27 protein-coding genes are annotated in these 24,708 nt (G+C 64.9%); 8 read left to right on the top strand and 19 right to left on the bottom strand.

Going from position 1 to position 24,708, the window contains the following annotated elements; translation table 11 throughout:
• Positions 1-77: 77 nt before the first annotated feature.
• A complete protein-coding gene (locus AB4068_RS03940; RefSeq protein WP_441432728.1) occupies positions 78-1,130 on the bottom strand; it encodes an NAD(P)-dependent alcohol dehydrogenase in 1,053 nt (350 codons plus the stop codon).
• A 144-nt stretch (positions 1,131-1,274) separates the two neighbouring features.
• Between AB4068_RS03940 and AB4068_RS03935 the strand changes: the two genes are divergently transcribed.
• The 3 genes from AB4068_RS03935 to AB4068_RS03925 all read left to right on the top strand — a co-directional run bounded on the left by AB4068_RS03935 (position 1,275) and on the right by AB4068_RS03925 (position 4,581).
• Positions 1,275-1,943 (top strand): TetR/AcrR family transcriptional regulator, encoded by a 669-nt coding sequence (locus tag AB4068_RS03935; protein ID WP_441432727.1) that lies wholly within the window; start codon positions 1,275-1,277, stop codon positions 1,941-1,943.
• A 7-nt stretch (positions 1,944-1,950) separates the two neighbouring features.
• Positions 1,951-3,207 (top strand): FAD-dependent oxidoreductase, encoded by a 1,257-nt coding sequence (locus AB4068_RS03930; RefSeq protein WP_441432726.1) that lies wholly within the window; start codon positions 1,951-1,953, stop codon positions 3,205-3,207.
• Between the two features lie 147 nt (positions 3,208-3,354).
• Entirely contained in the window at positions 3,355-4,581 is a 1,227-nt protein-coding gene (locus tag AB4068_RS03925) for a S53 family peptidase (RefSeq protein WP_284989563.1), read from the top strand.
• Positions 4,582-4,657: 76 nt separating this feature from the next.
• On the opposite strand, the gene AB4068_RS03920 is transcribed toward AB4068_RS03925, so the two are convergent.
• The 16 genes from AB4068_RS03920 to AB4068_RS03845 form a co-directional block, all read right to left on the bottom strand.
• Positions 4,658-5,830, bottom strand: coding sequence for a flagellar hook protein FlgE (locus tag AB4068_RS03920; protein ID WP_441432725.1), 1,173 nt, complete (start codon positions 5,828-5,830; stop codon positions 4,658-4,660).
• Between the two features lie 39 nt (positions 5,831-5,869).
• Positions 5,870-6,295 carry a flagellar hook assembly protein FlgD gene (locus AB4068_RS03915; protein ID WP_284989484.1) on the bottom strand — a complete coding sequence of 142 codons (426 nt, stop codon included), beginning with the start codon at positions 6,293-6,295 and terminating at the stop codon, positions 5,870-5,872.
• 16 nt (positions 6,296-6,311) lie between these two features.
• Positions 6,312-7,751: a flagellar hook-length control protein FliK gene (locus tag AB4068_RS03910; RefSeq protein ID WP_441432724.1), complete on the bottom strand. Its 1,440-nt coding sequence runs from the start codon at positions 7,749-7,751 to the stop codon at positions 6,312-6,314.
• On the bottom strand, positions 7,751-8,419 hold the full coding sequence (locus AB4068_RS03905) for a C40 family peptidase (RefSeq protein ID WP_441432723.1): 669 nt from the start codon (positions 8,417-8,419) through the stop codon (positions 7,751-7,753). Before AB4068_RS03905 ends, AB4068_RS03910 begins: the two co-directional genes overlap by 1 nt.
• The gene (locus tag AB4068_RS03900) at positions 8,416-8,841 is read right to left on the bottom strand and encodes a flagellar FliJ family protein (RefSeq protein WP_284989482.1); all 426 of its coding nucleotides are present in this window, start codon (positions 8,839-8,841) and stop codon (positions 8,416-8,418) included. Before AB4068_RS03900 ends, AB4068_RS03905 begins: the two co-directional genes overlap by 4 nt.
• On the bottom strand, positions 8,838-10,169 hold the full coding sequence (locus tag AB4068_RS03895) for a FliI/YscN family ATPase (protein WP_441432722.1): 1,332 nt from the start codon (positions 10,167-10,169) through the stop codon (positions 8,838-8,840). The genes AB4068_RS03900 and AB4068_RS03895 overlap by 4 nt, the downstream gene beginning before the upstream one ends.
• A complete protein-coding gene (locus AB4068_RS03890) occupies positions 10,166-10,780 on the bottom strand; it encodes a FliH/SctL family protein (protein WP_441432721.1) in 615 nt (204 codons plus the stop codon). Before AB4068_RS03890 ends, AB4068_RS03895 begins: the two co-directional genes overlap by 4 nt.
• The gene (fliG, locus tag AB4068_RS03885; protein WP_284989479.1) at positions 10,770-11,798 is read right to left on the bottom strand and encodes a flagellar motor switch protein FliG; all 1,029 of its coding nucleotides are present in this window, start codon (positions 11,796-11,798) and stop codon (positions 10,770-10,772) included. Before fliG ends, AB4068_RS03890 begins: the two co-directional genes overlap by 11 nt.
• On the bottom strand, positions 11,795-13,414 hold the full coding sequence (fliF, locus tag AB4068_RS03880; protein WP_284989478.1) for a flagellar basal-body MS-ring/collar protein FliF: 1,620 nt from the start codon (positions 13,412-13,414) through the stop codon (positions 11,795-11,797). Before fliF ends, fliG begins: the two co-directional genes overlap by 4 nt.
• Positions 13,414-13,755, bottom strand: a complete 342-nt coding sequence (fliE, locus tag AB4068_RS03875; RefSeq protein ID WP_441432720.1) for a flagellar hook-basal body complex protein FliE — start codon at positions 13,753-13,755, stop codon at positions 13,414-13,416. The genes fliF and fliE overlap by 1 nt, the downstream gene beginning before the upstream one ends.
• Entirely contained in the window at positions 13,755-14,147 is a 393-nt protein-coding gene (locus AB4068_RS03870) for a flagellar basal body rod protein FlgC (protein ID WP_441432719.1), read from the bottom strand. Before AB4068_RS03870 ends, fliE begins: the two co-directional genes overlap by 1 nt.
• Positions 14,147-14,488, bottom strand: a complete 342-nt coding sequence (locus AB4068_RS03865) for a flagellar basal body rod protein FlgB (RefSeq protein WP_059388253.1) — start codon at positions 14,486-14,488, stop codon at positions 14,147-14,149. The genes AB4068_RS03870 and AB4068_RS03865 overlap by 1 nt, the downstream gene beginning before the upstream one ends.
• A 134-nt stretch (positions 14,489-14,622) precedes the next feature.
• Positions 14,623-14,919, bottom strand: coding sequence for a hypothetical protein (locus tag AB4068_RS03860; protein WP_441432718.1), 297 nt, complete (start codon positions 14,917-14,919; stop codon positions 14,623-14,625).
• Positions 14,909-15,349, bottom strand: coding sequence for a flagellar export chaperone FliS (locus AB4068_RS03855; protein ID WP_441432717.1), 441 nt, complete (start codon positions 15,347-15,349; stop codon positions 14,909-14,911). The genes AB4068_RS03860 and AB4068_RS03855 overlap by 11 nt, the downstream gene beginning before the upstream one ends.
• 12 nt (positions 15,350-15,361) lie before the next feature.
• Entirely contained in the window at positions 15,362-16,741 is a 1,380-nt protein-coding gene (fliD, locus tag AB4068_RS03850) for a flagellar filament capping protein FliD (RefSeq protein WP_441432716.1), read from the bottom strand.
• Positions 16,742-16,858: 117 nt separating this feature from the next.
• On the bottom strand, positions 16,859-17,725 hold the full coding sequence (locus AB4068_RS03845; protein WP_284989473.1) for a flagellin N-terminal helical domain-containing protein: 867 nt from the start codon (positions 17,723-17,725) through the stop codon (positions 16,859-16,861).
• A 300-nt stretch (positions 17,726-18,025) separates the two neighbouring features.
• Here AB4068_RS03845 and AB4068_RS03840 point away from each other — a divergent pair, with 300 nt between their 5' ends.
• From AB4068_RS03840 to AB4068_RS03820, 5 genes are all read left to right on the top strand, one after another.
• Positions 18,026-18,526: a flagellar protein FlgN gene (locus AB4068_RS03840; RefSeq protein ID WP_284989472.1), complete on the top strand. Its 501-nt coding sequence runs from the start codon at positions 18,026-18,028 to the stop codon at positions 18,524-18,526.
• Positions 18,527-18,602: 76 nt separating this feature from the next.
• Complete coding sequence (gene flgK / locus AB4068_RS03835) at positions 18,603-20,042, top strand: flagellar hook-associated protein FlgK (RefSeq protein WP_441432715.1); 1,440 nt, start codon at positions 18,603-18,605, stop codon at positions 20,040-20,042.
• 3 nt (positions 20,043-20,045) lie between these two features.
• Positions 20,046-20,933: a flagellar hook-associated protein FlgL gene (gene flgL / locus AB4068_RS03830; RefSeq protein WP_441432714.1), complete on the top strand. Its 888-nt coding sequence runs from the start codon at positions 20,046-20,048 to the stop codon at positions 20,931-20,933.
• A complete protein-coding gene (locus tag AB4068_RS03825; protein ID WP_441432713.1) occupies positions 20,930-21,316 on the top strand; it encodes a flagellar assembly protein FliW in 387 nt (128 codons plus the stop codon). The genes flgL and AB4068_RS03825 overlap by 4 nt, the downstream gene beginning before the upstream one ends.
• Before the next feature lie 468 nt (positions 21,317-21,784).
• Entirely contained in the window at positions 21,785-23,350 is a 1,566-nt protein-coding gene (locus tag AB4068_RS03820) for an APC family permease (protein WP_284989468.1), read from the top strand.
• Between the two features lie 71 nt (positions 23,351-23,421).
• On the opposite strand, the gene AB4068_RS03815 is transcribed toward AB4068_RS03820, so the two are convergent.
• Entirely contained in the window at positions 23,422-23,967 is a 546-nt protein-coding gene (locus tag AB4068_RS03815; protein ID WP_284989467.1) for an AMIN-like domain-containing (lipo)protein, read from the bottom strand.
• Between the two features lie 304 nt (positions 23,968-24,271).
• Positions 24,272-24,574: a DUF4193 domain-containing protein gene (locus AB4068_RS03810; RefSeq protein WP_059388261.1), complete on the bottom strand. Its 303-nt coding sequence runs from the start codon at positions 24,572-24,574 to the stop codon at positions 24,272-24,274.
• Positions 24,575-24,708 lie beyond the last annotated feature (134 nt).

The raw sequence follows: 24,708 nt of genomic DNA, 5'->3' as shown, positions 1-24,708 counted from the left end.
CGGGGACTGATTCAAGAAAACCAGTCCCCGGGTCCGCGTGGGAGTGCCTGTTATAACGTGTACTGCCAGTGCCTGTTTCAGTTGCCTTGAGCTTCTCGGATGGTGATCGCGATTTTCCCCCGCACTTTGCCGGCGTCGAAATAGCGCATGGCGTCCGGAACCTGCTCCAGCGGATAGCTGCGGTCGACGGTCGGGGTGAGGGTTCCGGCGTCGATGAGCCCGGCAAGGTATTCGAGGTCCGCAACGTCCTGCGTCCCCATGACCATGGTGAGCCGCTGACCGATGAACGGGGACAGCGCGAGGGCCCTGAATTGCCTGTCGATACTGCCCGTCCAGGAGCCGCCTTCTTCGCCGCCGGTGATAACAGCCGTGCCGGTAGGCGTGAGCGCCTTGCGGAGGCGTGCCAGGGTGGGGTTCCCGGCAATATCCAGGATCAGATCGTAGTGTTTGGTGCCGTCGGCGAAGTCCTGCGTGGTGTAGTCGAGGACGTGATCGGCACCGAGCGAGCGCACCAGGCCCATTTTGGCGGCACTGCACACGCCCGTGACCTCAGCCCCGGCAGCTTTTGCGAGCTGAACAGCGTAGCTGCCCACTCCTCCCGAGGCACCAAGGATCAGAACCTTCTGTCCCGGCGCTATCCGGCCCGCGGCGCGAAGGGCCTGCAGCGCAGTGCAGGCGGAAACCGGGACCACCGAGGCTTGTTTGAAACTGATGTTCGCCGGTTTGAGCGCCAGTTGGCTTTCGCGGGCCGTCGCATATTCAGCGAAGGAACCCTTCCCGACCCCGAAGACCTCGTCCCCGACGGCGAATCGGGTCACTGCTGCTCCGACCGCCGTGACCGTGCCGGCCAAGTCCATCCCGGGCACAGGATTTTTGGGGGCGCGGACGCCGAACGCCAGGCGCAGCGCGTAAGGCAGGCCCCGGGTTACATGCCAGGTCCCCCGGTCCAGTCCTGCAGCGTGGACCCGGACCAGCACCTCGTTCTCCGCAATCGTCGGTGTGGGGATCTGCGCCAGGTGCAGGACGTCGGCGGAGCCATAAGCCTCCTGCACGATGGCCCGCATCGTAACCTCCGGCTTTTGCGAGCCGCCTGAAATCGGAGTCTCCGCAGCATGCTGACCAGCGGTCATGGCCGTTCCTTTCCAGTCATTTGGGGTGTTCAGCTACTTTTTCGTACGCTGTACCAAAAAGATTATCGTACAATGTACTAAACCGCTAGACCCCCTGCACTAAATCGCTGGAGTACTGCACCAACTAGAGTCCAAGGAGTCCCGATGCCGGACACTGCACAGCCCCTCCCCCAGCGACGCCCTCCGTTGAGCCGCGAAAGGGTGCTCGGTTGCGCTGTGGATCTCGCTGACGAGTCAGGAATCGCCGCGCTGACCATCCGCTCGCTCGCCCAGAGCCTGGGAACCAAGCCCATGTCGCTCTACTACTACGTGGCCAACAAGGATGAAATTTTGGATGGCATCGTGGACATGGTCTTCCACGAAATCGCATTACCCTCCCCCGCGGGCGACTGGCGGGAGGAAATGCACCGGCGGGCACACGAAGTGCGCAGCGCGCTCAAACGCCATCCTTGGGCGGTCGGGCTGCTGGAAAGCCGCTCCGCCCCGGGCGAAGCGAACCTGCGTCACCACGAAGCGACCTTGGCGACCTTGAGGGCAGCAGGCTTTTCCGTCCAGATGACGGCCCATGCCTATGCCTTGCTCGATAGTTACATCTACGGATTCGCACTCCAGGAAGCCGCCCTTCCTTTTGACGGCAGGGACACCGCCGCCGAGATCACAGCGCCGATCGTTGAACGCTTTTCGACCGGGCAATACCCCCACATGATGGAGATCGCCACCGAACACGTCCTCAAACCCGGCTACGACTTCGGGGACGAGTTCGACTTCGGGCTGAACCTCATCCTTGACGGCCTCAGCCGGTCGATGAGGTGAGCCAGGAATGTCCAGCGAATCCGAAACCACACCCGTTCCGGGCCCCGGCCTCGGCCCATGTTCTTGGGACACGCAGTGTTGCGTGGTCGGCGGTGGACCGGCTGGCATGATGCTCGGCTACCTGCTGGCCCGCGCCGGAGTCGAGGTGACAGTGCTGGAGAAGCACGCCGATTTCTTCCGTGACTTCCGGGGCGACACCATCCATCCTGCGACTACCGACATACTGGCCGAACTGGGATTGCTGGAAGAGTTTCTGAGCCTGCCGCACACGGAGATACCGGAACTGCGTCTCGGCATCTCCGGACAGACCTTCGGGCTGGTGGACTTCCGGCACCTCCCCTCCCGATGCAAGTTCATGGCGTTCATGCCGCAGTGGGACTTCCTGACCTTCTTGGCCACCCAGGCCATGCAATACCCCACCTTCCGACTGGAAATGAGTACCGAGGCCACCGGCCTACTCCGCCACGGTGAGCAAGTGATCGGCGTACGGGCGCGCACTCCCCAGAGCGAAGTAGAGATCAGGGCGGATCTCACGGTGGCGTGCGACGGGCGGTTCTCCCTTGGCCGGGAACACGCGGACTTGCCGCTAAGGGAGTTCGCAATGCCGATCGACGTGCTGTGGTTCCGCGTGCCGCGCAGCGAGGATGCGCCGCCGACCCTGGGCTATGTCGGCGGCGGGCAGATCGTGCTGGCCATCGACCGCGGCGACTACTGGCAGTGCGGCACGATCATCGGGAAAGGAACACTCCCGCAGGTTCAGGCCGCGGGGCTGGCCGCCTTCCGCGACCGGGTGGCACGTGCCGCGCCGTTCCTGGCCGCCGGCCTGGCGGCGCTGACCGACTGGGACCAGATCAAGCTGCTGTCCGTGCGCTCCAATCGGTTGAGACGCTGGTGCGAGCCAGGCCTGTTATGCATCGGCGACGCCGCCCACGCTATGTCGCCGGCCGGAGCCGCCGGGGTGAACTACGCCATCGCCGACGCCGTCGCCACGGCCAATCACCTCGCAGTACCACTGCGCACGGGCACCATCGCCTTCGCCGACCTCCAGCGCGTGCAACGACGACGCGAACCAGCGGTACGGATCGCACAGGCATTGCAGCGACAGCAGACACGCCAACTCGCTTGCCTTGCCCAAAACAACCCACCCGTCCAACTCATACGGCTCATCAGCCACACGCCACTGGTCAAACGCCTCTTGGGCCGCATTGTGGGCCTCGGTTTCCGTCGCGAACACATCCACAGCCCCCACCTCACCAACCACTAGCAATCGAACCGCAAATCTCCCCGGTGGCTCATGAGACCGCAGGGGTGGATGTGACATGGGTGACAATAGTGACGTTTGGTGCGAAGCTTGTCACGCCGAGTTGACTATCCTGTCAAGTCGGATCTTATTGTTCCTCAGGGAGGTTTCGTGAAGAAGATCCTTAGCGTTTCCGGGACGTTGTTGCTGTTGCTGAGTGCGTTCTCAGCCACAGCACCGGCCGCAGTTGCCCAACCATCTCCGTCCGCCAACTGGCATGCGGAGAAGGTCTGCGCCGATGTCCCAGCCGGCAATGCGTCGTGTTTTGCGCTCAAGTACGTCGATGATTCGACGACTCCGGGCAAGTCGTCGCCGGGAGGACAAACCAAACCCGCTTCGAGCACGCCGCCCGCCACCGGCAAGACCCCCGCGGACATCCAGAGTGCCTACAACATCACAGGCCTCGCGTCTGGCGGCAGAACCGTCGCAATCGTGGATGCCTACGGCTATCCGAACCTGGAACGCGATCTCGGCGTTTACCGCTCACAGTTCGGCCTCCCGGCATGCACGGTCAGCAACGGCTGCCTCACCATCAAGGACCAAAACGGCGGCAACAAGCTTCCCAGGTTCAATTCCGGATGGGCCGACGAAACGGCCCTCGACGTCGACGCCGTCTCTGCAGCGTGTCCGGACTGCAAGATCCTGGTAGTGCAGGCGACAACAGCGAGCCTCAGCGACCTTGGGACAGCCGTGGCAACGGCCGCAAAACAGCCCGGCGTCGCGGCGATCTCCAACAGCTACGGCGGCGGGGATTCAGCAGACTCCAGCTACGGCACGTACTACAACCACCCGGGCATCGCGGTGACAGCGTCAACCGGCGACAACGGGTATACCGGCTCGTCCTACCCCGCTTCCTCGAGTTACGTCACCGCCGTGGGAGGCACATCGTTGGTCAAGAACTCCAGTGCACGCGGGTGGGGCGAATCTGCCTGGTCCGGCTCGGGATCCGGATGCTCAAGTGTCAATGCCGCGTTGCCAGCGGCTGCCACGTTCGGAACTGGGTGCAGCAAGCGCGCCTCGGCGGACGTCTCCGCCGTCGCGGATCCGCAGACCGGCCTGGCAGTGTACGCGCCGAGCAGCAGCACCACCTCGTCATGGGCCCAGTATGGAGGGACCAGCCTCTCCTCGCCCCTGATCGCGGCCATGTACGCGCTTTCCGGGAACACAGGCAGCTCCTCGGCACTGGCCAACTCTCTTCCGTACACGAACTCCGGGAAATTCAATGACGTCGCCTCGGGTTCAACGGGCACGTGCTCCACGAGCCAATGGTGCCTCTCCGGGACCGGATGGGACGGACCCACGGGCGTCGGCACTCCGAACGGGGTCGCCGGACTCTAAAAAGCAGTAACTGCCTGAAGGGTGGCCGGCGTCCAAGGATGCCGGCCATCCTTCTGTCTGTGAACGGGCAGTGTCACTAGTGCTTCAGGTTCGTCAGCTCCTGCAGGACCTCGTCCGACGTCGTGATGATGCGGGCGTTCGCCTGGAAGCCGCGCTGGGCAACGATCAGGTTGGTGAATTCCTGGGAGAGGTCAACGTTGGACATCTCAAGGGCCCCGGCAGTCAGGGTGCCGAGTCCGGCGTCGCCCGGGGCGCCCAACTGGGCTGCGCCGGAGTTGGCGGTAGCCACATACGTGGAGCTACCGGATTTCTCGAGGCCGCCGGGGTTGGTGAAACGGGCAAGGGCCACGCGGGCCATAACCTGCTTGCTGCCATTGCTGAACGAGCCGATGAGTGAGCCGTCGCCGCCGAGGGTGAATGACTCCAGCTTGCCTGCCTCGGATCCGTTCTGGCTGCCGACCGTGAGTGTGCTCATGGCGGCGAATCCGGTAACAGTGGACATGTCCACCGAGATGCCGCCGACGGTCATGGCACCGCCCGAGGTCAGCGCACCGTTCGCGAACGTGAGCGTCGAGTTCCCCGTGGCGCCGTTGGCGTCGGCCCCGGCCACATCCCAGCCTCCCGCAGAGCGGCTGAACGTCAGAGTCAGGCTGCGGGAGGCGCCGTCGGCGTCGTACACCTTGACCTGGCGCTCCACGCTGGTCCCCACGGCCGCATCGGACGGCAGGTTGCCGTCCAGCGAGGCCTTGGTGGTGGCGACGGCGGCCGACGTCGTATTGGGTGAGAGGGCGATCGGGCCAACGGGACCTCCCAAGTTCACGGCGCCGTTGGCGGCAGACCAGCCCTGCAGGATCCCGCCGTCGGGGCTCACCAGACGGCCGGCCGCGTCCATGTCGAAGGCGCCCGCGCGGGTGTAGAGCTGCTGTCCGGCCTTGCTGGTGATGAAGAACCCGTCGCCGGAGATCATCATGTCAGTGGCGCGCCCGGTGTTCTGCGATGAACCCTGGCTGAAGTTGGTGCTGACTCCCGCCACGCGTACCCCGAGGCCGATCTGGGCGGGGTTGGTGCCACCGGTCTCGGCTTGCGGGGCGCCGGCGCCCTGGGTCATCTGGGAGAGCGTGTCCTGGAACTGCGTGGAGGAGGCCTTGAAGCCGGCCGTGTTCACGTTGGCGATGTTGTTTCCCGTGACGTCCAGCATGGCCTGATGGGCACGGAGGCCGGAGATTCCGGAGTACAGCGAACGAAGCATGGTGTTGCCTTTCTTCGGGTGGTTCGAGGGTGTGGAGCGTCAGGCGGTTGGCGTGGCGGCGGCGGTCATCCCGCTGATGGAATCGAGCGGAACGTTCACTCCCCCGACCGCTACCGTGGGGGTTCCGGCCGCGAAGGAAACCGAACTCGCGACGCCCGAGCCCTTTGTCCCGTCGGCGAGCGCATAGCTGACGTTGTGCCCGATGATCTGTGCCGCGGCACTGCGCATCTGGAGCGAAAAACTCTCTTTGGCGTCCGCCGTGAGTTCCGTCATCTTCTCCATCATGGACAGCTGGACGGTCTGGTTCATCATCTGGTTGGTGTCCATGGGAGCGCTCGGGTCCTGGTTCTTCAGCTGAGTCACCAGGAGGGACATGAACATGCTCGAGTCCATGGTCTGCGCGGGTTTGGCTGCGGTGGTTCCGGGCTGGACTCCGTTGCTTGCCGCGATGGCTTGGATGGTCACTATTGGCTCTCCTTCATCAGACGAGAATGTCCAGGCTGCTGGTAATGCTTCGGGGAAGTACGACGGCGGTCCGCGCCTGGCGGAGCGACTCGCCGTCGCTGCCCCGTGGGAAGGCGGGACTTTCGGCCGGGCGCCGGTCACGGGGGTCCGAGCCGCCCGCCCCGGCATCGGCCGGAGCGTTGTGTTCGGACAGGTCGAGGCTCGCGCCGAAGCCCGATTCGCCGAGTCCACGCCGCAGTTCCGGCAGGATGCTGCGTATGGCCTCACGGCCGGCTTCTCCGGGGGCGAACAATTCGATCCGGACCCCTGCGCCTTCGATATGCGCCCGGACAGTCAACGGACCGAGGTCTTCCGGGGAGAGCTTCAAGGTCATCACGTGGGAGCCGGGCGCCGCCGATGCAAGCGAGAACAGCGGTGCGGACACTTGGGACAGCAGCTTCGCCGGGTCTGCCTGGAGAGTGGGCGTTGCCATGCCGGGAGCGGCTGTCGTAGGAGCCTCCTGAAGTGGCGGCGCCGGCCGCCCCACCAACGGAATTCCTGCCTGAATCCCGGAGGGAAGCCCGGGTGCCGCGGCGGCCGGCCTGTCCTGCCCGAGGACCGGTGGCGAGTCCCGCTGCGTCCCGGCTTTCCCAACGGGAAGTACGACGGCGGTGCCCGGCTCGCCTGCTTGGGCTGCGGTCGCGGTGACCCCGGTCTCAAGGCCGGCGGTCAGCGGGTTGATGGGCAGCGAGTTACCGCGGAGCGGGCCGGCGGGTAGCGCGACGGTTGGCTGCGGGCTACTGGGCAGGGCGCCGGGCATCTGGCTGGCAGGCGCAGCGGCCGGCAACGGGCTGGCCGGCAACGGGCTGGCCGGGATCGGACCAGGCTGGGTTGGGCTCTGACCAAGGCTCCCGATCGGCAGCGCAGCCGGCACAGCTGCGCCCACCTCCGTTCCAGCCGGCGTCGCCTGAGTGGGGCCCGCGGTCATCCCGACTGGCAGTCTTGCTGCCGCCGACGTGCGTGCAACCGCTGTGGCCGGTACCGCGCTGTCAACGGCACTGTCTTTGGCCGACACAGTAACGCCAGTGCCGCTCGCCTGCGGAGCAGCGTTCCCGGCCGCGAGTCCACCGGCAACAGCAGCCGCGGCGGCCGCATCAACAGCACCCGCCACGCCCACAACAGCACCCGGCACGCCAGCCGCCTCAACCACACCCACAGCATCAACCCTGTCCCTGGCGACCTCCGACGGTTCCGGTTTGGCGGCTCGGGCGACCGGCCCGGAACCGTCGCCGGCAGGCTCTTCCTGGGCGCCGCCGTCGGGGGTCTGTTGTGCGGTCCCGAGCGAGGTCTTCGCGTCGGACGCCAGCACGCCGTTCATCACGGCATCAAACCCGGCAGCCCCGCCGGACTGCTGCACGGGCGAAGAGCCGGGAACAGCCGGACGCGGAACTGCCGCAACAGAGAGTGGCAACGGCATCACGAGCCTCCCGCGGGGACAATCCGGCGGATCGCAGTCAGATTGGACTGCTGTTCCCACGCATCGCGGATCTGGATGGTCTGGCCGGGGACGGGCGCGTCGATCGCTTTGCCGTTGCCGAGGTAGATGGAAATGTGTTCGCCGCCGAAACTCACCAACAGGTCGCCGGGCTTGGCTTGGGCCAAGGATGCCACGGGAGTGCCTTGCCGCATCTGGTCGCTGACGACGCGCGGCAGATCAACGCCGAGGTCCTTGAAGACGCGCTGCACGAAGCCTGAGCAATCCATGCCCACCGCCGGGTTCGTGCCGCCCCAGACGTAGGGCACACCCACGTATTTCTTGGCGTCGGCCACCACGGCGTCGCCCGTGACAGCGCCGGTGGCCGTGCCTGTACCGGCATTCGAAAGCGCGCCCGCGATGCCGGAGAGGGCGGCACTGCCGCCGAGCCCCAAGGAAGAAGCTAGCTGGCTCACGTCCGGCGTCGCCGATTCCCCGACGGCGGAGCTCAGCGCTTGCGCGAAGGACGCCGAGTCGGTGGAAGTGGCCGCGCCCGCGGCAGTGGAAGCGGTGGTGCTCGCGGCAGTTGCCTGAGGGCGGATGCCTTGGCTGAGTTGCTGCAACATCGACTCGATGCTCTGGATGCGCCCGATGGCCTCGGTCACGCTCACGAGGTGGCCTTCCGGTGCCACGCGGAGGACGCGATCTCGTCCAGCACGCCTTGCTCAGCGCGCAGCGCCGAAGCCTCAAATGCGGCGCCGTGCCGGGTTTCGAGCTTCTCGAGTCCTACTGCGCGGCGCTTGGCTTCGGTATATTCCGCGCGGGCCGCGGCGGCTTCAGCCTCGGCACTGGCGGACAAGGCGTCAAGCTCGGCCAACATGCTTTGCGCGGACGCCCGGGCGGCCGCGATGGCCAAAAGAGATGCGGAGCTTCCGGCGCCTCCGGCGGACTCTGCCAGTTCCTCCCGGGCGGTGGCTCGGCGGGATCGCAGGGACGCGGACCGGGAGTTGGCACGGGCCAGTCCACTGGCGGCGGCATCCTGCTGCGTCTGGCGCAAGCGCAACAACCCGGCCAGGGAGAATTGACGGTTCACGCGGCTCCTTCGAGGCTTGCTGAGAGGCGGAAGAGTTCCGGCCAGGACTCGCTGTACGGGGTGGATTCGTCCATGCTTTGCTGCAGGAACCCGTTGATGGCAGCTTCGTGGTCCAGGGCCGCGTCAACCAAGGAATTGCTTCCACGGTGGTAGGCGCCGACGTCGATCAGGTCCTGGGCGCTGCGCCGCGCGGCGAGGACCCTGCGAAGGGATGCCGCGAGCGCCGTGCGATCGGCCGAGTTGACCTTGGAGGCCACGCGGGACACCGAGCCAAGGACGTCCACCGAGGGAAAGTGCCCCGTGACGGCGAGCTTCCGGTCCAGGACCACGTGTCCGTCGAGGATCGAGCGGGCGGCGTCGGCGATCGGTTCGTTGTGGTCGTCGCCGTCCACCAGCACTGTGTAGATACCGGTCACGGATCCGGTCTCGGCGGTGCCGGCGCGTTCCAGGAGCCGGGCCAGAACGGAGAAGGTCGACGGCGGGTAGCCGCGGGTAGCGGGCGGCTCACCGGCGGAGAGGCCGATTTCGCGCTGGGCCATGGCCACGCGGGTCAGTGAATCCATCATGAGGACGACGTCCTTGCCGGCTTCGCGGAAGGATTCGGCAATCCGGGTGGCAGTGACGGCGGCGCGCAGGCGCATCAGGGCAGGCTCGTCGGACGTGGCAACGACCACCACGGAACGGGCCAGGCCTTCGGGGCCGAGGTCGTCTTCCAGGAACTCGCGAACTTCACGTCCGCGCTCCCCCACCAAGGCAATGACGGACACTTCGGCATCCGTTCCGCGGGCGATCATGGACAACAGCGAGGACTTGCCGACCCCCGAGCCCGCGAACAGCCCCATGCGCTGGCCTCGGCCAAGAGTGGCCATGGTGTCCAGGACGCGGACGCCGGTCTGGAGCGGAGTGTCCACCCGGGCACGGTGCATGGCCGACGGGGCTTCGTTGTCCAAAGGGACCATAGGACTCGCGGGCATCGGGCCTTTGCCATCGATCGGACGCCCGAGCCCATCGAGTACCCGTCCGAAGAGGCCACGGCCGGTGGGGACCAGGATCGGAGCGCCCTTGGAACGGGCCGGGTCTCCCGCGGCCACTCCGGTCAACCGTCCCAGCGGCATGCAGCGGACAGCGCCACTGACCGAGGCGACCACTTCGGCGTCGAGCCCGGGCGCCTCGCCCACGGTCACCAGGTCCCCCACCGCGCAGTCCAGTCCGGAGACCTCCAGGCCAAGGCCGAGGACGGACGTCACGGTACCCACGCGCTGCGGCGCCGCGGCGGCGAGGGCTGCGCGGAAACGGCCCGCGTGCGGCCGGTAGTTGATGCCGCTCATGCGTCTTTCCCCAGCAGGGCTGCCTTGGCCCTGTGCACTGCGGTGCTGAGCCGGGCGTCGAGCCAACCCTGCGGATATTCCGCAATCGCATCGCCCGGGTCCAGGGCGGGATCGGCCTTGAGTTCGACGCCGGCCACGTTCCCGACGTCGACGGCGGACAGCGCGGCCAGGTCCGCCGGGTGGAGGCGGACCGTGGTCACCGCTTGCACGTCTGAAACCGTTGCCAGAGCCCGGGCCAACGCGGCGCGGGCGGTATTATCGCCGTCGTTGAGTTCGTAACCCAGAATGGCTTCCGCGAGCTCGATCGCGCTGGCCGCCAACACGTCCTGCGCTTCCTCCAGCACGGCACCGCGGTGCTGCCGGGACGCTGCGGCCGCCGCCTCGAGCGCTCGGACAGCTTGCTCCACAGCCAGCTGCCCGGCGTCGAGCATTGCGCGGTGTTCGGCCTCGAATTGTTCGCGAAGGCGGCGCTGTTCCGCGGCCGCAGCCTGGATCCCGGCCGTGTAGCCCGCCGCGTGTCCCTGGGTGTATCCCCGGTCCACTTTGCGCGACCTCGCGGCTGGTTGGATGTCCGGGAAGACCACCCTCTGGAATTCAGCCTCAGTAGACATAGTCGTCTTCCTCGCCGCGTCGGACCACGATGGCGCCTTCGGCTTCCAGCTCACGGATGGAACGGACAATCTCTGCCCGGGCTTCTTCAACCTGGGAGGCGCGCACCGGCCCGGCGGAAGCCATTTCGGCTTCCAGGATTTCGAGGTTGCGGCCGGACACGTTGGTGCGCACGGCGTCGAGAACCACGGCAGGGGCACCCTTCATGGCGACAGCGAGCACTTCGGCATTGACGCCACGAAGGATCTGCTGGATGTCGCGCCGTTCCAATTTCACGATGTCCACGAAGGTCAGCATCCGGGCGCGCACTTCCGTGGCCAGTTCCGGATCGAGGGTTTCCAGGCCTTCCAGCACGGAACGTTCGGTGTTGACGTCGGAACGGTTGATGATGTCGACGAGTGGCTGGATGCCGCCGACAATCTCGCTCGACTTCCTTTGCGACATGACGGCTCCGGCACGAACCTTGAGCGTTTCGGCCACGATGCCCACGGCCTCCGGCGAAGCCAATCCCATCGTGGCTATGCAGCGGGCCACCTCACTGCGTTGCACGTCGCCCAAGCCGGCCATGACCGCGGAAGCCTTGCCCGGCCGCAAATGCGCCAGGATCAAGGCGATGGTCTGCGGCATCTCGCCGTCGATGAGGGCCAACAGCTGGCCGGAATCCATCATTTCCAGGAATTCGAAGGACTTCCCGGCCATCGTGGAGGCGAGACGGTCCATGAAACCGGCCGCTTTGTCCGCACCGAAGGACGCTTCCAGGAGCCCGACGGCGAATTCCTGGCCGCCGCGGGCCGTCCGGCGTCCGCTGACCGCAAGGTCGTGGAATTCCGTCATGACGTGGTCTGCCACGGATGAGGAAACGCGGCGCAAGCGTACGATCTCGGCGGCGATGTCCTCGGCCTCGGATTCGGAGAACTGGGTCATGACGGACGCTGCGCTGGTAGGGCTCATCTGCATGAGCACCACCGCCACCTTCTGGGCGCCGGTCAAGCCTCCTACGTCCAACTCCCCCACCCTCATACGGACTGCCTTTCATCCATAAGCCCGCGCAGGTAATCGGCGGTCCGGGCGGGGTTCTCGGCAACCATGGCTTCAATCTGTGCCCGCCGCCGTTCGCCGTCGAGAGCCTCAGCGCCTGGCATCGGCAACGCCGGGACCGGATGAACCGGCGGCAGTTCGATCGCCGAGGTGGCGGGCGGTCCTTCGAGCGCCGGGGTGGAGACCGCTTCAGGCAGCATCTCGTAGTCAAGGCGTTCGCCAAGGTCAACCGGTTCGCGGTGCTGCCGGCGCCGCAGGAGGATCAGCACGAGCACGATCAGCGCTACGACTGCCAGCAGGATGCTGCCCGCGAGAATGAGCGTGTTCATCAAATCCGACTGTTGCTTGGCGTCGGCTTGCGATTTGGCCGCGCCCAGTGCCTGGGCCGCCGCGTCTGCGGCCGAGGTACTGAAGGGCAGCACTTCGACTGTCACCACGTCGCCGCGGGCGGGATCGACGCCGGCCGCGGAAGTAACGAGGGCCTTGACCGAGTTGACGTTGAGACCGGCCGCCGCCGACTGGTTGATGGCCACCGAGATGGTCTGGCGTTTCACGGCGCCTTGCGGAATGGTGCGGTCTTCGGTGACTTTGTTGACGGCGTTGTTCTTGGTGGTGTCGCTGGAATCGAACGTTCCGTTGCCGTTGGTGCCGCCCGGCACGGCAATGTTGTCCGGGCCAAGGACACCGGAGGCGCCGCCGCCGGTTCCCGTGTACTTCTCGGTCTTGGTGGTCTCGCTGAGCGGAGCGGCATCCTTGGCGGTGGAGAACGTCTCGCTGCGCTGCTGCGCGGACTCGGCGGTCACGTCGGCCGCGACGGCGACGGTGGCGTTGCCCGGTCCCACAACCCTATCGAGTACAGCCTTCACCGAATCGGAGGTGCGCTGTTGGTAGTCGGCGGCTTGCTTGGAGGAGGAGCCCGTGGCTCCGCCTCCCACCGTGGAGAGGACGTTGCCCTGGGAATCCACCACGGTCACGTTCGTCGGCTTCAGGTTTTCGATCGCGGCGGACGTCAAGTGCACGATCGCCTGGACCTTATCGGCGGACAGGGTGATGCCCGGCTGTGTTTCCACGAACACTGATGCCGTCGCGTCCGGAGCCTTGTCAACGAACACCGTTTTGGCCGGAAGGGCCAACTGCACGGCGGCTGTCTTCACGCCGTCCATGGCCTGGATGGTGGTGGCGAGTTCACCCTCGAGCGCGCGTTTGTAGGTAACCGATTGCTGGAATTCGGACGAGGTTACGCCGAGCTTGTCGAGCAGCGAATAGCCGGTGGCCGCGGCCGCCGGAAGACCGGCCGCGGCGGCTTTCAGCCGTTCGTCGTTGACCTTGTCGTCGGGGACGAGGATGGTGGAACCGCCGTTGCTGAGCTCGTACGGGACATTGTCCTTGCGCAGCTGCTCCACGATCCCGTTGGCATCCGTGTCCTTCAAACCGGAGAACAACGGCGAGTAGGACGGCTTGCCCAACCATGCTGACAGGGCCACTCCGCCGAGCACCAGGACGGCGATGCCGATGATGGCGATGGTGCGCTGCCCTGCCGTGAACCCCTTGAATCCATCGCCCATCTTGCGGAAGAAGGCGGCAATCTGTGGAGGCATCAGGCCTGCATCCTCATGATCTCGTTGAACGCGTCAACGCCCTTGTTCCGCACTGTGGAGACAAGCTCCATGGTGATCTGGGCGCGGGTGGCAGCGATTGTCGCCTTGTGGATATCGTCAAGGTTGCCCGTTACCGCGGACACGGCCACCTGGTTCGACGTCGACTGCAGTGACTGGAGGTTGTCCACGGCACCAGTCAGCGCCGTCGCAAAGCCGTTGCCGTCCGAAGTTCCCGCGACTCCGGTTACGTTGCCGGCGCCGCCCAGGTAGCCGGTGCCGGTGACGCCCTGCACGGAAAGTCCCCCGCCGCCTTGAATTGCGCCGATCGGGTCCAAAGCCATCAGGATTTTCCTATCTCAAGCGCTGCCTGGTACGTCTCACGGGCCCGGTCGACCACTTGGGCGTTGGCCTGGTAGCCGCGTTGCGCCACAATCAGGGCACCCATCTGTTCGGCGAGGTCGATGTCCGGGTAACGGACATAGCCTTGGGCATCGGCAAGCGGATGGTCCGGTTGATACACGAGCCTGCCGGTCGCACTGCCTTGCGGAGTGCTCTTGACGTACACGCCGGTTCCATCGCTGCCCTCGGCGGCTTCGACGTAGCGGGCTTGGAACGCCTTGCCGCTGGTGCGGGTGGCGGTATTAATGTTGGCCAGGTTGTCCGAGACTGCATCGAGCCATTTGCGGTGGACAGTCAGGGCGGAGCCGGCAATCCCGATCGCGTCGAAAGTCATCAGCTGGTCCTCAGGGCCGTGCGTAGGGCGGTGAATTGTTCGCCGATGGCACGGGAGGCGAACTGGTAGCGCAGGACGGTGTCTACGTTCGAGAGGGTTTCGGTGTCCAGGTTGACGTTGTTGCCGTTGAGCTGGGTGGGTTCCTGGGACGTAGTGACGGAAGCCGTGGCCTGCCCGTCTCCGGCGCTCACCGAGGCCGCAAGCGCGTCTTCGAACTGGACCCTTTTGGCGTGGTAGTTCGGTGTGTTGACGTTGGCGATGTTGTTGGCGATGGTGCGCTGGCGCAATGAGAGCCCGTCCAGGGCGCTACCAAGGGCAACGGAAGTCACTGACTCGAACACGACGGCCTACCTTCGCGAATAGTATGAAGAGGCCGATCCGTGGCCGTGCATCGAGCAATCCCTGCTCAACTTCCACCATCGGCAAGCATGTGGCATCCGTTAGCCGATGAGCGATTGTTTTCAATACTTTCTCTTCAGCCCCGCACATCCAGGAACAGCGGGCGCGCGGAACTTTGGCTGTCCGGGACCGTGCTGAGCGCGTCCAAGTGGGCGAGGGCGTCGTTGCGGACCTTGCCGAGCATCGCCATCGACTCCAACTGCGCGTCCAGTATCCGGCGTGCTGTGTCCGCCAGCTCCTCAGGCAGCGGCCCGGCCTCGTCCGCGGCGGGCGGATTCCATGCCTCGGGCTCGCCGCCGGAGACGGCCAAGGCGATGTCCGCTTCAAGCCGGTCCAGGATTCCGGACCATGCCTGCACAGGATCAGCCGACACCGAGTGTGCCGTTCGTCCGTGCCGGCCCGGATACCGTCGCCTGGACAGGCAGCTGCGAAGCGGCGTCGTGCCAGCCTTGCCGGAGCGGTTCCAGGAGCACAATGCATTCTTTGGTCCGGTTGACGTCGCGGTAGATGTTTGCGCCGATCATCGCTTCCATCGCGTACTGGTAGATGCTCAGCAGCCCGGGTGCCCCGTCCCACACATCGGTCTTCAGGGTGGAGGACAGCTCGGTGACGATCGACTGGGCATGCAACAGGTTCTCGCTTGCGACACCCCAGTTGGCATTCTCCTGGGCGAACTGGGCGCGGTTCAGGTCCAGGAGCAGCCGGTCATAAAGCATCGTGAGGAGCCTGGCCGGCGGAGCCGACAGGACGGCGTCGTCGTTGTACCGGGAAAGCTGGCTGGCGCGGAGGGCTGTGGAGGTCATGCGTTACGCTCCTTACTTCGTCGAGCTCGAGAGGCCGGCAATCTGGCCGGTGAGCCATGATTGCTGGGCGTTGAGTTGGCCAAGGGCAACTTCCATGGCGTTGTACGTCGTTTGCAGGGTCTGCCGCCTGGAGGCCAAACGCTGGTCCCAGTCAGAGATCTGGCTCCCGAGGTCGGTCACTTCGGATTGTTGCCCCTTGATCAGGGCGGTTACCGAACCACTGAACGGATCGGTAGCGCTGGTTGCTGCGTCGGACACGCGGGATGCAATGGTCTGGAGCGCTGCCTGCGTCCCGGCGGGATCCGAAGCCAAGGACGATTGGAGCTTGGCCGCGTCAAACGTGAAGTTTCCATCCCTGGTGACGTTGATTCCGTATTCGGAGGGAGACTTCCCGTTCACGGGCATGGACACGGCGGAGAAGACTTGGTCGTTGACCGAGCGGACGCCGCTGTTGCCGCTGAAGATGCCGCCACTGGCTGCGGAGGCGCCGTTGGCGTCGGTCGTCTGGGTCACGGCGCTGTAAATGGAGACGAAGCCGAGGACGTCATTGACGGCGTTCACCAGATCCCCGGCCTTTTTGGTGATCCCCGCGGAGTCACTGGCAATGTTCACGGTCACCGGTCCGGCAGTGACGGCGGAGGCCGCCACTGACACACCGGGAAGCAAATCAGTGAAGGTGTTGGTTCCGGACGTGATTGTCTGCGCTGCCGGAGTCCCCGCATACAGCGTCGCTTTGGCATCCTGGGCGGCCTTGACGACGGCGGCGGAGGGGTCAGCCATCAGGTCGGTCGCGGTGCCCGCGCTCACTTGCGCTGCCGTGCCCTGGTAGGCGCTGTACGCTCCAACCGCACCTGAAGTGGCCGCCGTCAGTTGAAGGCGATAGGTTCCGTTGCCTGCCGGGACCTTTACGGCCCGGGCCGGGCCGGACGCCGCGTTGATCGCCGTCACGACGTCGTCAAGGGAGGTAGATGCAGGCGTGATTTCAGTCTGTTTTCCCGTGGAGTCGACGAGCGTCAGGTGTGCCGGTGCACCCGAGCCGTCGGTGGGCCAGTTGCTCATGGCCGCGGTGACGTCCACTTGGCTCTGGGCCAGCTGGGTGACGGTGACGTCGATTGAGCCCGCGGTCGCGGAGGTGGTCGCCGTCGCAGTGATCGACGGGGAAGTCGTGGTGGCGCTAAACAGGTTCAAGGCGTTCACGGCCGAGTCGCCGCTTGCGAGGTCTTTCAGTGACGACAGCTTCGAGTTCAGCGATTGAAGCGTCGAAATCATTGTCTGGTCCGACGCAAGCTTCGTCTTCAGAAGTGTCTGCGGTTGTGCTTCCACCGCCATGAGCGAATCAATGATGGAGGTGGTGTTCAAGCCGCTGGCGAGGCCGTCGATCGAGCTTGCCACGTTTGGTCCTTCCGGATGTGTTGGTTACGTCGGCGGGGTCCGGACGCGAATGGCGGCCAGGGGTGTGTTCCCGTCCTGGCCGCCATTCGCTGATTACCGGTCAGCTACCGGAAGGTCTTAGCGCAGGAGCGAGAGAACGCCCTGGCCGGACTGGTTGGCCTGGGCCAGCATTGCGGTGCCGGCCTGGGACATGATGTTGGCCTTGGTGTACTTGACCATTTCCGAAGCCATGTCCGTGTCCGTGATGCGGGACTCGGCTGCCTGCAGGTTTTCGCCGGAGACCTGGAGGGTCTTCGTGGCGTGCTCCAGACGGTTCTGGGTTGCACCCAGGTCGGCGCGCTGGGCGGAAACGGCCGCGATGGCCGTGTCAACGGCAGCGATGGTCAGCTGGGCGTTGGCGCTCGTGTCCACCTTGAAGCCTGCAGCACCCGCGGCGCCGGAGAGGCCGGTAGCGCCGGTTCCGACGGCGGTTGCGACGTCGCCGAGGTTGACGGCGATCTTGTCGTTGGCGCTGCCGCCGGTGCCGACCTGGATGTTCAGGGACGCGCCGCTGTTTCCAGCCGCACCCTTAAGCAGATCGATGCCGTTGAACTGAGTGGACTGCGTGAGGCGGTCCAGTTCCTTGCCGAGCGAGTCGCCTTCACCCTTGATCGCCGCACGGGAAGCGGTGTTGTTGGTGTCGTTCGAGCCCTGGACAGCGAGGTCACGCATGCGCTGGAGGATCGAGTGGACTTCGGTCAGTGCACCTTCAGTGGTCTGGATGACCGAGATGCCGTCCTGGGCGTTGCGGGCGGCGACTGCCGAGCCGCTGACCTGGGACTTGAGGCCTTCCGAAATTGCCAGGCCTGCTGCGTCGTCAGCTGCACGGTTGATGCGCAGGCCGCTGGAAAGCTTCTCCATCGACTTGGACACGTCGTTCTGCGTGCGGTTGAGGTTGCCGTAAGCGTTGTTCGCCATCAGGTTTGTGTTGATTGCCATGCCCATGATGTATTCCTCCATGATTGGGTCTGCTGGTACTTCCAGGCCGTCCGTGGCCTGTCACTTCTGGTTATCGGAACGGCGGTCCCCTTTGGTTAGCAAAACGCCGCAGGAAAATTTGCCACAGGCCTCAAGATCCGCCGCGCGTCGCTTGACTGGACAAAGCGAATAAATCATGCATAAACAACGCCTAACGCATGGGCCGCGGCAGCCGATAGTTGTTTTCAGCGCGGCGAAGGCACAGGGGAAGTGTTTTCCCGCGGCAACGCACCCGAAAAACCAACCCGGAACTGGAGTTGACCCGACATGGCCATCCATGAACTGTCGGCCCTGCTGTGGCGAGAACGTGAGCTACTGGATCTGCTGACATTCAAGCTGGAGGAAGAGCAACTGCTCCTCACGGCGGGCAAATCCCGTTGGTTGCCGCATGGCACCCGGGAAGTGGAGCAGGTCCTGGGGCACCTGTCCAAGGCCGGGCTTGCAAGGGCGGTGGAAGTGGCGGCCGTGGCAGAGCAATGGGGGTTGCCTGCCGAGTCTTCACTGGGCGAGCTGGTCACAGCGGCCCCGGAAGAGGCCTGGGCTGATGTCCTGTCCGCGCACCTGAACGCGATGCAGCAGCAAACCGCGGCCATCAAGGAGCTGCGTGATTCGAACGAGCAGTTCCTTCGCGCCGCCGTCCGCTCCACCCAGGAAACCATGGCGGACCTGAAACCGGCGGCCGGGACGTACGACTCCCACGGGCGGACCGGTTCCCAAAGCGGGACAGCAGACTCAACCCCGTCCCGCCTTTTCGACCAGCAATTCTGACCGAAACTCATCAAACGTAGACGGACATGCAAAGGCCGGATCACCTCAAGGCCCGGATCACCCAAAGGACACAGCAGTGAGCACATTCGGCGGACTCAATACGGCCTACCTGGGCCTCACCGCGGCGCAGCAGGGCATCAACGTTGCCGGACAGAACATCGCCAACGCCGGCACTGACGGGTACACCAGGCAGCGGATCGAGCTATCCGCCGTCGGCGCACCCGCGCGCACGGGCCTCTTCACGGCGGGTGCCCAGGCCGGTCAGGGCGTGTCGGTGGACGGAATCGCCCGCCTGGGCAACAGCTTCCTCGATGCCGGGGTTCGCTCCAGCGCGGCCCAGGCCGGTTACGCCGGCTATCGGTCCACCCAACTCCAGCAACTCGAAGGCTCGCTGAACGAGCCCGGTCCCGCCGGAATATCGACGGCGTTGCAGACCTTCTGGTCCTCGTGGCAGGGCGTCTCCAACCACCCAGGCGAAGCAGCCCCGGCCGGCGTGCTGCTGCAAGCCGGCACCACCGTTGCCAATGCGGTGTCGGCGGGATACAAGGCCTTGGATTCCCAGTGGACCCGGATACGAGGAGAAGCCCAAAGTACCGTCGCAACCCTGAACGATGCCGCAGCCCAGGTGGCCGGCTTCAACGCGACGATCCGTTCCGTCACAGCCTCGGGCGGCTCAGCCAACGAGATCATCGATGCCCGAAACAAGGTGGTTGAAACCATTGCTTCCTTGGCTGGCGGAACTGCCCGGGACAACGCCGACGGCACGGTGGATGTCTTCGTGGGCGGCAACGCCATCGTCTCGGGCACGTCGCACCGCGAGCTCATGCTGGGCGGCCAGGCGAGCATGGGCGCACCGGGCTCGACATTGGCGCTGGGAGGACCCGTCCAGCTGGAATGGGCCAATCGCCCCGGTGTGGCGGTTTCACTCGACGGCGGAAAACTCGCCGGCGCCGTCTCCCTCCTTGCCCCCGCCACGGCGGGAGGCGCGGGAGGGGCCATCTCCGAGGCCGCCGCATCCTACAACGCCTTCGCCACCAAACTCATGAACGACGTCAACGCCGTGCACCGCACCGGGCAGTCCACCACCGGCGCCTCAAATCTCGATTTCTTCGCAACCACCCCTGGCGCCCCGGCGGCCCTGTCCCTCAGCGTTGTCCCGACGAGCGCCGCGGGAATCGCCACCGGCAGCCCCGGCTCCGGCGCCCTCGATGGCAAAATCGCCGACGCCGTTGCCCAAATCGGCACCGGGCAAGGATCCCCTGATGCCTTGTGGTCCGGAATCGTCACAGGGATCGGCACGACGTCCCAATCGGCACAGCAGCATCAGCAGCTCGCCGATGCGGCGAGCACAGCCGCCGTCGGGCAGCGTTCCTCCGGTGCGTCCGTCAGCCTCGACGAGGAGAACATCAGCCTCCTGAGCAACCAGCACGCCTACCAGGCGGCTGCCCGGGCCATGACGGCCGTGGATGAAGCCCTCGACGTCCTGATCAACCACACCGGATTGGTGGGAAGGTAAGCCATGCTGAACCGTGTAACGAACCAAACGATGTCCGCGGCCGCGCAACTGAACCTGCAGGCCGGGCAGGCCAAGCTCGCCGCGCTGCAGGACAAGGCCAGCAACCTCAAGAACATCACCAGGCCCTCCGACGATCCCGCGGCCACGGCGAACCTGCTCGCCACGAAAAGCCAGCTCAGTGCCGCCGGACAATATTCGAACAACATCGACGACGGCAATGGCTGGCTGACCACCGCCGATTCCGCCCTCGGGCAGGCCACCAACATCCTCAACCGGGTCCGTGACCTCACGGTCCAGGCTGCCAACGGTTCCCTGAACAGCAACGCCAAGGAGGCGATCGCCGTCGAAATCGAAGGCCTCAACAAGGACCTCCTGGCCCAGGCGAACACGCAGTACCTGGGCCGCAATGTCTTCGCCGGGAGTTCCGATTCCGCCGGCGCGTTCAGCAACGCCGCGCCACCGGTCTTCAACGGAACGCCAGGCAGCACAGTGGAACGACGGATTGACGCGACACAGACGGTGCGGGTAGACGCCGACGGCGGTGCGATCTTCGGTGACGGCGCCGGCTCCGTCTTCGCTTTGGTGAGCAACGTCGTCGCCGATATCCGCTCCGGCGCGGATGTCAGCGGGCGTTTGACGGCGATCGGCGACAAGATCAAGTCGGTTGTCAACGGACGCGCGGACGTCGGTGCCAGGCAGACCAAGCTCATGCGCGCCCAGGACTCCGTCGACGGACTAAAGGCCTCGCTGGACGCACAGCGCTCCGGAATTGAAGACGCAGACATCGGAAAGGTCGTCATGGACTTGAAGCTGCAGGAAACCAACTACCAGGTTGCCCTCGCGGTCACCGCCAAGACGCTCCAGCCCACGCTCATGGATTTCCTGAAATGAGCACCGCACAGGCTTTCCGGGCGTTGAGCTTCACCGCGCCCATGCCCGGGCTTGAAGCTTCCGGCGGCTTCGCCTTGCGGGGAATCGACGGCGCCCCCGGGCTCTACGCGATGGAGTCGGCGAGCCCGCGGATCCGGATGTTCCTGGCCGAGGCCGTGGTGTACGTTCCGGGCTACGAGCCCGCCATCCCCCGCTCGACACTGGACGACCTCGGCCTGGACCGGGCTGAGCTGGCAACCACGTTGGTGGTGGTCAACCCGAGCCCGGAGAAGACCACGGTAAATCTCGCGGCCCCGATCGTGCTGAACCCGGAAACCGGACGCTGCACGCAGCTTCTCCTCGATAGCAAGGAATACCCCCTCCGGGCCGAGCTGAGCTCCTAAGCAGCACGCCTCCCCTGACGCTCGCTCAGATGATCTGAGCGGGCGTCACCGCTTTTGGCCCCATATGTGAGCGAGCGTCCCTTCTTGAGCCGCGGGGATCCCAGGATCGCGGGATCGCGGCTCGCTAAACCCGCTTGGCCTCCCCCGACGCTCGCTCACTTTTGGGCCGTTTCCGGCAGACGCTCGCTCATTTTTGGGCCGTTTCCGGCCGACGCTCGCTCAGAAGTTCCACTCCGAACCAAAATTGTTTGGTCAAACCACTTGCGCCAGGGCTTCTCCCCGTCCATACTAAATGAACGTCATTCATTTAGTGACTCCCGTCTCACCGGAGAACAGCCATCATGATGTGCACCACCTACCCGGGCGCCCCAACCTCCCCCGCCCGCCATCAGCTTCGATGACCCCGCAGACGGCTTTCACTGCAACACCCAGCAACAACCTTCGGCCCATCTAGAAAGAGCCAAGCACATGACTCAAATAACCCGCCCAAGCGCCAGGAAAACCGTGGAGGCCCACGATCCCGCCGGCACCGAGCACGGCATCAGCGGCAAAGGACTCAAGACGGGGCAGCTGGGGCTCCTCGCCGTCGTCGTCCTTGGTATTTCTTCCGTGGCGCCCGCGTACAGCCTGACCAGCTCACTGGGCCCGGCGGTCAACGCGGTAGGCCTGCAACTCCCCGCGATTTTCATCGTCGCCTTCATCCCGATGATCCTCGTGGCGTTCGCCTACCGGGAGCTCAACGCAGACTCGCCGGACAGCGGCACCACCTTCACATGGGCAACCAAGGCTTTCGGCCCCTTCATCGGATGGATGGGCGGCTGGGGGCTGCTTGCCGCGAACATCATCGTCCTTTCCAACCTGGCAGGCGTCGCGGTGGACTTCTTCTACCTCTTTCTCGCCCAGGTTTTCGGCAACCCCGATCTTGCCGACCTCACTTCCAACAAAGCCTTGAACATCGCCACATGCCTGGCCTTCGTGGCACTGGCTGTCTGGGTCAGCTACCGGGGACTTCACGCTACCAAACTCGTGCAGTACGCCATGGTGGGATTCCAGGTAGTGGTCTTGGGCGTGTTCATCGTCATGGCCCTCACCCATGCCTCCTCCGGCGACACCCCAACGGCTATCGCCTTCAGTTGGGACTGGTTCGACCCCACGAAGATCAGCAGCTTTGAGCAGTTCGCTGCCGGCATGTCCCTCGCGGTCTTCGTCTACTGGGGCTGGGACGTCTGCCTGACGGTCAACGAAGAGACCAAGGGCGGCAAGGGTACTGCCGGCAAGGCGGGCACCACGACGGCGATCGCAGTGCTGGGTCTCTACGTCGCCGTAATCGTCGCAACCATGATGGTGGCTGGCGTTGGTGGGGACGGCATCGGGCTCAACAACCCGGACAACCAGTCCAATATCTTCGCCGCGTTGGCGTCCCCTGTGATGGGTCCTTTGGCCATCCTCATGTCTTTGGCCGTACTCGCAGGCACAGCGTCGTCCCTGCAGTCCACTATGGCCTCTCCCGCCCGAAGCCTTCTCGCCATGGGTCACTACGGCGCCCTTCCGCAGAAGTTCTCCTCCGTGAGCAAGCGCTTCGGTTCCCCCGGATTCGCAACCATCATGGCCGGGGCTATCTCCGGCGGGTTCTACGCCATCATGAAGGTTGTCAGCGAGAACGTCCTCAACGACACCATCCTGGCTCTGGGCTTGATGATCTGCTTCTACTACGGAATGACCGCCTTTGCCTGCGCTTGGTACTTCCGGCATAGCGTATTCAGCAGCGTCCGCAACTTCTTCATGCGGCTGCTTTTCCCGGTGATCGGCGGCGTGGTTCTGACCCTCGTCTTCATCCAGACGGCGGTGGACAGCTGGTCCCCCGACTTCGGCAGCGGTTCCGAGATTTTCGGCGTCGGCCTCGTGTTCATCATCGGCGTGGGCATCCTGGCCCTCGGAGCGGTGGTCATGGTGATCATGGCCCGCGTCCGTCCCGGCTTCTTCCGCGGCGAAACCCTTCGCAAGGACACACCGGCCCTCGTGGTTCCCGAATAACCGGGCAACTCTCAGCGTGGCAGAAGCCCTGTTCCGGCATCACCCGGAGCAGGGCTTCTGTTGTAGTTGCTTCACCACATGTGCGCGACGTCGATCACCAGCCGCGATCCCGTTCCCGGACCGGCCAGCGTGAAGACCCTGAAGGGGAGCCGGGCGCGGACACCCAGGCCAAGGCTCGTGTATCCCTCGAAGCTGCCCGCGAAGGCCACTTGCCGGAAAGTCTTGTAGTCCGAGACGTTCGTGAGCTCGTTCTTGTCGGCCGGGTTGTACGTGGCATTGCCGCTGGAACTATAGGCGGGGGCGTTGACCGTGACTTGCAGGAACGCATTGCCCCTCAGCTCGACGGGAAGTCCCGAGCCATCGTGGAGTACTTGTGGAACGTAGCGGATTGAATAGCCGGCAACGGCGCCATTCAGGTCGATCACCAGGCGGTCAAAGCACGGTTGCTGCCCCGTCCGGACATTCACCACTTGCGCTTGGGTCAGCGCGGGGTTTGACTTCGCCAACGATCCCCACGCGATCCCGCAATACGGGGCTGCCGACGCTTCCCCTGGAACCACTAGACCAAGCCCGGCGGCCACTACCAAAGCTGCCAACCACGCGTAAAACCTTCTCACTTGGGCCCACTCCCCTTGAATTCTTGAGCGATCCGATACCTCAAGCGTAGGAGCGTCCGGCCCCTTGAGAGAGCTTCGTATCCGCTTCGGCGCCCAACTGTTAACAGGCTTCGCGAAGGGTCACGAGGACGTGATTCAACGGTCTGCTTTCCGCGGTTTTCCGGGGTTTCGGCGCCGTCTCGCGCCTCTGTTCGTTATCACGGATAACGACGTCGGAGCGGTGGCCCATCGCATGCAAAAGCCCCGCCCGACTGGTTTGGGGTTGCTGGATTCCAGTCGTGCGAGGCTGATTTGCGTGCGGGGTTTAGCCTTCGCAGTCGCGGCAGTACTTGAGGCCGTTCTTTTCCAGCGCGATCTGCGAGCGGTGACGGACCAGGAAGCACGATGAACACGTAAATTCATCGGACTGCTCCGGGACAACGATGACGGTTAGTTCTTCGCCGGACAGATCGGCGCCCGGAAGATCGATGCCCTCGGCTGTGTCGTTCTCGTCGATGTCGATGACAGCAGTCTGGGCACCGGAGCCGCGCGATGCCTGAAGGGCCTCGAGCGATTCGGCGGGAGACTCTTCTTCGGTCTTGCGTGGGGCGTCGTAATCGGTAGCCATTGGTGTGGTTCACTTTCGTTGCTGCATAGTGCCATTTCAGGCACCTCAGTGAAGCAGTTTAGGGCATAGTACACGCCGTCAACGAATAGTGTGTTCAACAAGACATTTGGCCACGTAAGAACCCCGGAATCCCG

This window comes from Arthrobacter sp. 2RAF22 (assembly GCF_052115325.1).
Classification (GTDB): Bacteria; Actinomycetota; Actinomycetes; order Actinomycetales; family Micrococcaceae; genus Arthrobacter.
This window is presented reverse-complemented; position numbering and strand designations above follow the sequence as displayed.

Bases quoted from the DNA above. Each gene is read 5' to 3' on its own strand.
- AB4068_RS03940 (WP_441432728.1), bottom strand. From the start codon at position 1,130: ATGACCGCTGGTCAGCATGCTGCGGAGACTCCGATTTCAGGCGGCTCG.
- AB4068_RS03935 (WP_441432727.1), top strand. From the start codon at position 1,275: ATGCCGGACACTGCACAGCCCCTCCCCCAGCGACGCCCTCCGTTGAGC.
- AB4068_RS03930 (WP_441432726.1), top strand. From the start codon at position 1,951: ATGTCCAGCGAATCCGAAACCACACCCGTTCCGGGCCCCGGCCTCGGC.
- AB4068_RS03920 (WP_441432725.1), bottom strand. From the start codon at position 5,830: ATGCTTCGTTCGCTGTACTCCGGAATCTCCGGCCTCCGTGCCCATCAG.
- AB4068_RS03910 (WP_441432724.1), bottom strand. From the start codon at position 7,751: ATGCCGTTGCCACTCTCTGTTGCGGCAGTTCCGCGTCCGGCTGTTCCC.
- AB4068_RS03895 (WP_441432722.1), bottom strand. From the start codon at position 10,169: ATGAGCGGCATCAACTACCGGCCGCACGCGGGCCGTTTCCGCGCAGCC.
- AB4068_RS03890 (WP_441432721.1), bottom strand. From the start codon at position 10,780: ATGTCTACTGAGGCTGAATTCCAGAGGGTGGTCTTCCCGGACATCCAA.
- fliG (WP_284989479.1), bottom strand. From the start codon at position 11,798: ATGAGGGTGGGGGAGTTGGACGTAGGAGGCTTGACCGGCGCCCAGAAG.
- fliF (WP_284989478.1), bottom strand. From the start codon at position 13,414: ATGCCTCCACAGATTGCCGCCTTCTTCCGCAAGATGGGCGATGGATTC.
- fliE (WP_441432720.1), bottom strand. From the start codon at position 13,755: ATGGCTTTGGACCCGATCGGCGCAATTCAAGGCGGCGGGGGACTTTCC.
- AB4068_RS03870 (WP_441432719.1), bottom strand. From the start codon at position 14,147: ATGACTTTCGACGCGATCGGGATTGCCGGCTCCGCCCTGACTGTCCAC.
- AB4068_RS03855 (WP_441432717.1), bottom strand. From the start codon at position 15,349: ATGACCTCCACAGCCCTCCGCGCCAGCCAGCTTTCCCGGTACAACGAC.
- AB4068_RS03845 (WP_284989473.1), bottom strand. From the start codon at position 17,725: ATGGGCATGGCAATCAACACAAACCTGATGGCGAACAACGCTTACGGC.
- AB4068_RS03840 (WP_284989472.1), top strand. From the start codon at position 18,026: ATGGCCATCCATGAACTGTCGGCCCTGCTGTGGCGAGAACGTGAGCTA.
- flgL (WP_441432714.1), top strand. From the start codon at position 20,046: ATGCTGAACCGTGTAACGAACCAAACGATGTCCGCGGCCGCGCAACTG.
- AB4068_RS03825 (WP_441432713.1), top strand. From the start codon at position 20,930: ATGAGCACCGCACAGGCTTTCCGGGCGTTGAGCTTCACCGCGCCCATG.
- AB4068_RS03820 (WP_284989468.1), top strand. From the start codon at position 21,785: ATGACTCAAATAACCCGCCCAAGCGCCAGGAAAACCGTGGAGGCCCAC.
- AB4068_RS03810 (WP_059388261.1), bottom strand. From the start codon at position 24,574: ATGGCTACCGATTACGACGCCCCACGCAAGACCGAAGAAGAGTCTCCC.